7 protein-coding genes are annotated in these 6,421 nt (G+C 63.3%); all 7 read right to left on the bottom strand.

All coding sequences use genetic code 11. The features are described from left to right. Positions 1-498: transporter substrate-binding domain-containing protein (locus tag VGH41_RS21245; protein ID WP_331599533.1), on the bottom strand; the 498-nt coding region annotated here is incomplete at its 3' end. Between the two features lie 493 nt (positions 499-991). Next, the gene (locus tag VGH41_RS21240) at positions 992-2,125 is read right to left on the bottom strand and encodes an alpha-D-ribose 1-methylphosphonate 5-triphosphate diphosphatase (RefSeq protein WP_331599531.1); all 1,134 of its coding nucleotides are present in this window, start codon (positions 2,123-2,125) and stop codon (positions 992-994) included. A gap of 33 nt (positions 2,126-2,158) precedes the next feature. Further along, on the bottom strand, positions 2,159-2,926 hold the full coding sequence (gene phnL / locus VGH41_RS21235) for a phosphonate C-P lyase system protein PhnL (protein ID WP_331599530.1): 768 nt from the start codon (positions 2,924-2,926) through the stop codon (positions 2,159-2,161). Between the two features lie 8 nt (positions 2,927-2,934). After that, positions 2,935-3,705, bottom strand: a complete 771-nt coding sequence (phnK, locus tag VGH41_RS21230) for a phosphonate C-P lyase system protein PhnK (protein WP_331599529.1) — start codon at positions 3,703-3,705, stop codon at positions 2,935-2,937. Further along, positions 3,702-4,610: an alpha-D-ribose 1-methylphosphonate 5-phosphate C-P-lyase PhnJ gene (locus VGH41_RS21225; protein ID WP_331599528.1), complete on the bottom strand. Its 909-nt coding sequence runs from the start codon at positions 4,608-4,610 to the stop codon at positions 3,702-3,704. Before VGH41_RS21225 ends, phnK begins: the two co-directional genes overlap by 4 nt. Next, on the bottom strand, positions 4,607-5,776 hold the full coding sequence (locus VGH41_RS21220) for a carbon-phosphorus lyase complex subunit PhnI (RefSeq protein WP_331599527.1): 1,170 nt from the start codon (positions 5,774-5,776) through the stop codon (positions 4,607-4,609). The genes VGH41_RS21225 and VGH41_RS21220 overlap by 4 nt, the downstream gene beginning before the upstream one ends. Then, positions 5,776-6,402 (bottom strand): phosphonate C-P lyase system protein PhnH, encoded by a 627-nt coding sequence (phnH, locus tag VGH41_RS21215; protein ID WP_331599526.1) that lies wholly within the window; start codon positions 6,400-6,402, stop codon positions 5,776-5,778. Before phnH ends, VGH41_RS21220 begins: the two co-directional genes overlap by 1 nt. Positions 6,403-6,421: the final 19 nt, after the last annotated feature.

Below are 6,421 nucleotides of genomic sequence, written 5' to 3'. Positions count from 1 at the left end.
GTCCTGGTTCTGATACGGCACGACCTTCGTGCCCTTCGCTTCCCAGTACGTCTTCGCGTAGGTTTCCTGGATCGTGCCTTGCTCCACGCCAACCGTCTTGCCCTTGAGCGAGTCGGCCGTCGGCAGGATGCCCGAACCCTTCTTCGCCACGAGGCGCGTCGGCGTGTTGAACAGCTTGTTCGAGAAGGCGATCTGCTCGGCGCGTTGCGGGGTCATGGACATCGACGACAGCACGCCGTCGAACTTCTTCGCTTTCAGGGCCGGGATCATGCCGTCGAAGTCGTTTTCGACCCACACGCACTTGGCCTTCAGGCGCGCGCAGATTTCATTGCCGAGGTCGATGTCGAAGCCAACGAGCTTGCCGTCCGAGCCTTTCGACTCAAACGGAGGATAGCTGGCGTCAACGCCGAAACGGACGGTCGACCAGTCTTTAGCGTGTGCGCCAATCGAGACGGTAGCAAGCAGAGCAACCGTCAAAGCCGCTAGCAGTTTTTTCACTGTTTTACTCCTCGGAGTGGTTCGTATTACTCCCGCAGGCGGTTTTGCCGCCGCGAGATAGTGGCCGGCGCGACTCACGACCGGACAGGTTTAACGGCCGCATGGCCGGAGCGGCCAGCAGCGCGGGGGAAGCTTACCAGTTCAAAAAGTTTACGTACTCAGTACAACACCGGATGGCGCATGAAAGCTAGCCTCCAAAAGCGCAAGCTTGGTGGGCGCAGGCTCCCGTCCGGCGGACCGCAGAAGCGTGTCAGCCGGCCAATGCCGGTGCTTCGGTAATGCGCCGCGAATCGTAACCGCTACGTAATGAAGTTGTCTACTGCGAGGGATTTGAGGACTGTGCAGGTGTCGCGGCACTTGATTGGTGCGGCAGCGCGGCCGCGCGAGGTGTTGTTATATGCGCACAATGAATCTGACTACGACGACGGAAACGGGCGGCAGGGTGGCGTTTTTTGCTGGCTAGAACGACACGTGCGCCCGAATCCGTTCAGGCTCAGACGATCCGCGCCCCGGCCCGGTACGTCGCGCGCGGCACCGGCAGAGCATCGAGCATGGTGACGCGCACGAAGTCCGCGCGCAAACCCGGCGCAATTGCTCCGCGATCATGCAAGCCCGCGGTACGCGCCGGTTCGGCGGACACGGTGGCCATGGCACGCGGCAGCGTCCAGCCGGCCTTGGCCACCAGTTCGAACACCGCGGTCAGCAGGCTCGAGGGCACATAGTCGGATGAAAGAATATCGAGCAGATCCGCTTTGGCCAGTTCCAGCGCGGACACGTTGCCCGAGTGCGATCCGCCGCGCACGATATTCGGCGCGCCCATGATGGTCGAAATGCGATGTTCGCGCGCCGCTTCGGCGGCAATCCGCGTCGTCGGAAACTCAGCCAGCACGATGCCTTCCGCCGCCGCCTGTTCGACGTGCTCGACCAGCGTGTCGTCGTGGCTCGCCACCGGCAAGCCGAGCGTCTTGCAGCGCGCGACGATTTCGCTGCGGTGCTTGTCTGCGTAGAGCTGCTGTTCGTCGGCCAGTTCCGCGAGCGCGGTTGTCACGTGCTCGTCGCTCAGCTTGCCGTTGCGCTCCTGAAAGCGGCGCCATTGTTCGCGGTCGTGCCATTGACGCTGGCCTGGTGTGTGATCCATCACCGAGGCAAGGCGCAGCAACGGATGCGTGCACAACGAATCGAACACTTCGACCACATCTGCCGTGGCGATTTCGCAGCGCAGATGCAGGAAGTGTTCGGCGCGCAGCAACTGGCGCTCGGAGAAACGCGTGAGTGCTTGCGCGCATTGCGTTTGCAGATCGCGGCCACGCAAACCGACATTCGAGCGCGAGCCGATGGCGAGCGCGTCGAATACGGTCGTAATGCCGGCGGCCGCCACCTGTGCATCGTGGATCACGAACGCGGCGTCCGTATTCCATTGCACACCGGGGCGCGGCGCGAGATGCTTTTCCAGGTTGTCGGTGTGCAGTTCGATCAGACCGGGCAACAGATAGTCGCCGTCCCAGTCTTCGGCTTCGCGCGCAGACGTCGTGCCGCGTTCGACGTCGCGGATCTTGCCGTCTTCAATGCGCACCACGCCGGTAAATACGTCGTCTCGCGTCACGATGCGAGCGTTCCTGATCAACATCGACATGCTCCGTTTGAGTCTTTTTCAGTGAGGTCAGTGTAGCGCTGCTTTGTGACGCAGCGGCGGCTGGAGTTCGAGGCGGCGCGTCGCCACCCGGGTGCGGGTGTCCTCGTCGTGGAAGATCCCGACAATCGCGGCGCCGCGCTCGCGTGCTTCGATGATGAGGTCCGCCACCACCGCGCGATTTTCTGCGTCGAGCGAAGCAGTCGGCTCGTCGAGCAACAGCAGCGGATGCCCGGCAATCAGGCCGCGCGCGATATTCACGCGCTGCTGTTCGCCGCCGGAAAACGTGGCGGGCGCGAGCGACCACAAGCGCTCAGGCACATTCAGCCGCGCCAGCAAGGCGGCGGCGCGCTCGCGCGCTTCATCCTCCGCCACGCCGCGCGAGACGAGCGGCTCGGCTACGAGGGTCAGTGCCGTTACGCGCGGAATCACGCGCAGAAACTGACTCACGTAGCCGACTACGCTGCGCCGCAAACGCAAAACGTCATGCGGCTCGGCGCCGGTGATCGCGACGCACTGCTCTTCGCGCGCATCCGAGCGGATGGCAATGGAGCCCGAACTTGCCAGATAGTTGCCGTACAGGCATCGCAACAGCGTACTCTTTCCCGCGCCGGACGGCCCGACCAGCACGACACATTCGCCCCGTTCGACCTCGAGCGAGACGCCTGCCAGCGCGTCGATCCGCACGCCGCCCTGGGCGTGCAGCGTAAACGTTTTGCCGATATTGACGGCGCGCAGCATCAACGCTGCGTTGTCGATGAAAGCGCGCTCGGACGCGGATGATTCGATAGATGACATCGTGGACCTCAAACCGGCAGGACGGAAGAAACCAGCGTTTGCGTGTACGGGTGCTGCGGATCGTCGAGCACCTGATCGGTCAGGCCCGCTTCGACGACTTCGCCGCCTTGCATCACCATCAGCCGATGCGCCAGCAAGCGCGCCACGCCGATATCGTGCGTGACGATCAGCACCGACAGATGCAGCGTGCTCGTGAGGGTGCGCAACAGATCGAGCAGGCGTGCCTGCACCGAAACGTCGAGACCCGCCGTGGGCTCATCCATGAACACGAGCCGCGGACCCGTGACGAGGTTGCGCGCAATCTGCAGGCGCTGCTGCATGCCGCCGGAAAACGCGGCGGGGAATTCGTCGATGCGCGTGGCATCCAGTTCGACGCGCTCCATCCATTGCGTCGCGGTGTGGCGAATCTGGCCGTAATGGCGCGCGCCGACCGCCATCAGCGGTTCGCCGATATTGGCGCCGGCGGACACGCCGCTGCGCAGCCCGTCGCGCGGATTCTGCTGCACGAAACCCCACTCGGTGCGCATCAGCAAGCGGCGGCGCGGTTCGGACAGCGCCACCAGGTCGATCATGTCGCCATGCGCGGCGTTGTAATGCAGCGTGCCGCTGTCGGCTTCGGTGCGCAAGGCAAGCGTGTTCAGCAAGGTGGTCTTGCCCGAACCCGATTCGCCGACAATGCACAGCACTTCGCCGGGATACAGATCGAAGCTCACGTTCCTGCAGCCGTTGCGGCCGCCAAACTGCTTCGTGATGGCGCGGGCGCTCATAAGCGGCGTCATGCGGATTCTCCTTCACCAGTTTCAACAGCCTGCTGCTCGCGCCGGTCGTGGCAGTAGTCGCTGTCCGAGCAGACGAACATGCGCTTGCCGCTATCGTCGACGATCATCTCGTCAAGGAAGCTCTCTTTCGATCCGCACAACGCGCACGCATGTTCCCAGCGCTGGATTTCGAACGGATGGTCGTCGAAGTCGAGGCTGCGCACTTTCGTATAGGGCGGAATTGCATGGATGCGCCGCTCGCGTCCGGCGCCAAACAGTTGCAGCGCGGGGTTCATATGCATCTTCGGATTGTCGAACTTCGGGATCGGCGAGGGCGAACTCAGATAGCGATCGTTGACGATCACCGGATAGTCGTAGGTGGTGGCAATCCCGCCGTGATGCACGATGTCCTCATAGAGCTTCACGCTGATCAGACCGTAATCGGCGAGCGCGTGCAGCTTTTTGCATTCGGCGACGCGCGGTTCCAGCCGGTAGAGCGGCTCGGGCATCGGCACCTGATAGACGAGAATCTGCTTGTCGGTGAGCGGCGTTTCGGGAATGCGGTGACGGGTTTGCACAATCGTCGCTTCCGAGGTGTGGCGCGTGGTCGCGACACCCGTGGTGCGGGCGAAGAAGCGGCGGATATTGACCGCGTTGGTGGTTTCGTCCGAACCCTGGTCGATCACTTTCAGCGTATCGCTGCTGCCGATGATGGCGGCAGTGACCTGAATGCCGCCTGTACCCCAGCCGAACGGCAGCGGCATTTCGCGCGACGCGAACGGCACCTGGTAACCCGGCACCGCGACCGCCTTGAGCAGCGAGCGGCGAATCATGCGCTTGGTCTGTTCGTCGAGATACGCGAAGTTGTAGCCTTCCGCTGCGCTGTCGAAGGTCGCGGTTGCCATGTGTGTGTCGGGCGCGTTCATGCTGCTTGCTCCTGATCGGGCTCGTTGCTTTCAGTGCTGTCAATGCTTGCCGTGCGTGCAGCCTGGGTTTGCTCGACATGTTGCGCGCGCAAGCGTCGCACGAGTTCGAGTTCGGCCTGGAAGTCGACGTAGTGGGGCAATTTCAGATGCTGGACAAAGCCGGACGCTTCGACGTTATCGCTATGCGACAGCATGAATTCGATGTCCTGGGTGGGCGACTCGATCGTCTCGCCGAGTTCTTCGGCGCGCAGCGCACGGTCCACCAGGGCCATTGCCATCGCCTTGCGTTCCGAATGACCGAAGGCCAGTCCGTATCCTTGCGTGAAGGTGGGGGGCACCTCGGTACTGCCGGCGAACTGGTTGATCATCTGGCATTCGGTGATGTCGATTTCGCCGATTTCGACAGCCTCACCCAGCTCGTCCAGTTCCATTTCGACCGTGACGGACCCGAAGCGGATCTCGCCTGCAAACGGGTGCGAATGTGCATAGCCGCGTTGGGTCGCGTAGCCCATGGCGAGCAAGAAGCCTTCATCGCCACGTGCGAGATTCTGCAAGCGGGTCGCGCGGTTCGCCGGGAACGCCAGCGGTTCGCGGGTCAGGTCGCGAGGTTCTGCCGCTTCTCTCGCGGGCGTTTCCTGCTCGATCAACCCTTCCTTGTTGAGCAAGGTGACCACGCGCGGCATCGCTTCGGTCTTCGCCGTTGCGCTCGCTTGTGGCTCGGCAACGTGAGCGGCGCGTTCGTCGCCGTTGGCCTGGGCGTCGGCCATCAACGCGAAATCCAGCAGACGTTGCGTGTAATCGTACGTGGCACCCAGCAGCTGGCCGCCCGGCAAGTCCTTGAAGGTTGCGGAAATGCGGCGCTCCGCCACGATCTTTTCGGTGTCGAGCGGTTGCGTATAGCCGAAACGCGGCAACGTGGTGCGATACGCGCGCAACAGGAAGATCGCTTCGACGAGATCGCCGGCAGCCTGCTTGATGGCGAGTGCCGCCAGCTCTTCGTCGTACACCGACCCTTCGGTCATCACGCGGGACACGGCAAGGCGCAATTGCTCGCGAATCTGCCCGACGCTCAGTTCGGCAAGCCGCGTATCGCCGCGGCGCGCCTTGTCGAGCAGACGCCACGATGCTTCGATCGCGCGTTCTCCACCCTTGACGGCAACGTACATCAGTTCACCTTTGCTTGAGTTGTGCGCGGCAGGCCGATCAGCGCGTTACCGCACACGAGATAGCAATCGATACCGCACGGAAACAGCGGCGCGAGGCCGGCGCGTTCGCGCCAGAAATGTTCGGGTAAGCCAACCGGCGCGATGGTGGCGGTGTTCTCGATCCCAGGGCCGCTCAGCACGATGGGTGCGCCGCCCGTCAGCGCGTCGACGCGAATCAGCAAGGTCACCGACTGTTCCGGCGATTCCGCCGCGCCCAAAGAGAAGTGCTCCAGTTGCGGCAGTGCCGATGCGTCGTGGATATACGCGAAGGCAGCGTCGTGCGCGTCGTCGACGAGCGGTGCGCCGGTATGAAAGCGCAATGCCGAAGCCAGAGCCGCATCGGGCTGCGCGAGCCACACGGGCGTCGAGTAGTCGCACAGCGTGAGTAGCGCTGCCAAAGCAGCCAGATCGGCGCGCGAGCGATGCGTGCCATTGGCTTGCGCCGCCGGCAACACGTTCTCGACGAGGCCCACCGTGCCCGGGCGCGACAATGCGTCGAGCAGCGTGCGAAACACGGCTTGCGTGTCGTGCACCGGATCGGCAAAACCCGGCGCCAGCGTGGAAAGGGCAATCTGCGAGGAATTCATTGAAGGTTCCATGGGATGT

The sequence above is a fragment of the Paraburkholderia sp. genome (genome assembly GCF_036488795.1).
In the GTDB taxonomy this organism is placed as follows: Bacteria; Pseudomonadota; Gammaproteobacteria; order Burkholderiales; family Burkholderiaceae; genus Paraburkholderia.
Note: the sequence above shows the minus strand (reverse complement) of the source record. Positions and strands in the feature narration are given on the sequence as shown.

Excerpts from the sequence above, each read along its gene's own strand:
- VGH41_RS21240 (WP_331599531.1), bottom strand. The coding sequence starts at position 2,125 with ATGTTGATCAGGAACGCTCGCATCGTGACGCGAGACGACGTATTTACC.
- phnL (WP_331599530.1), bottom strand. The coding sequence starts at position 2,926 with ATGTCATCTATCGAATCATCCGCGTCCGAGCGCGCTTTCATCGACAAC.
- phnK (WP_331599529.1), bottom strand. The coding sequence starts at position 3,705 with ATGACGCCGCTTATGAGCGCCCGCGCCATCACGAAGCAGTTTGGCGGC.
- VGH41_RS21225 (WP_331599528.1), bottom strand. The coding sequence starts at position 4,610 with ATGAACGCGCCCGACACACACATGGCAACCGCGACCTTCGACAGCGCA.
- VGH41_RS21220 (WP_331599527.1), bottom strand. The coding sequence starts at position 5,776 with ATGTACGTTGCCGTCAAGGGTGGAGAACGCGCGATCGAAGCATCGTGG.
- phnH (WP_331599526.1), bottom strand. The coding sequence starts at position 6,402 with ATGAATTCCTCGCAGATTGCCCTTTCCACGCTGGCGCCGGGTTTTGCC.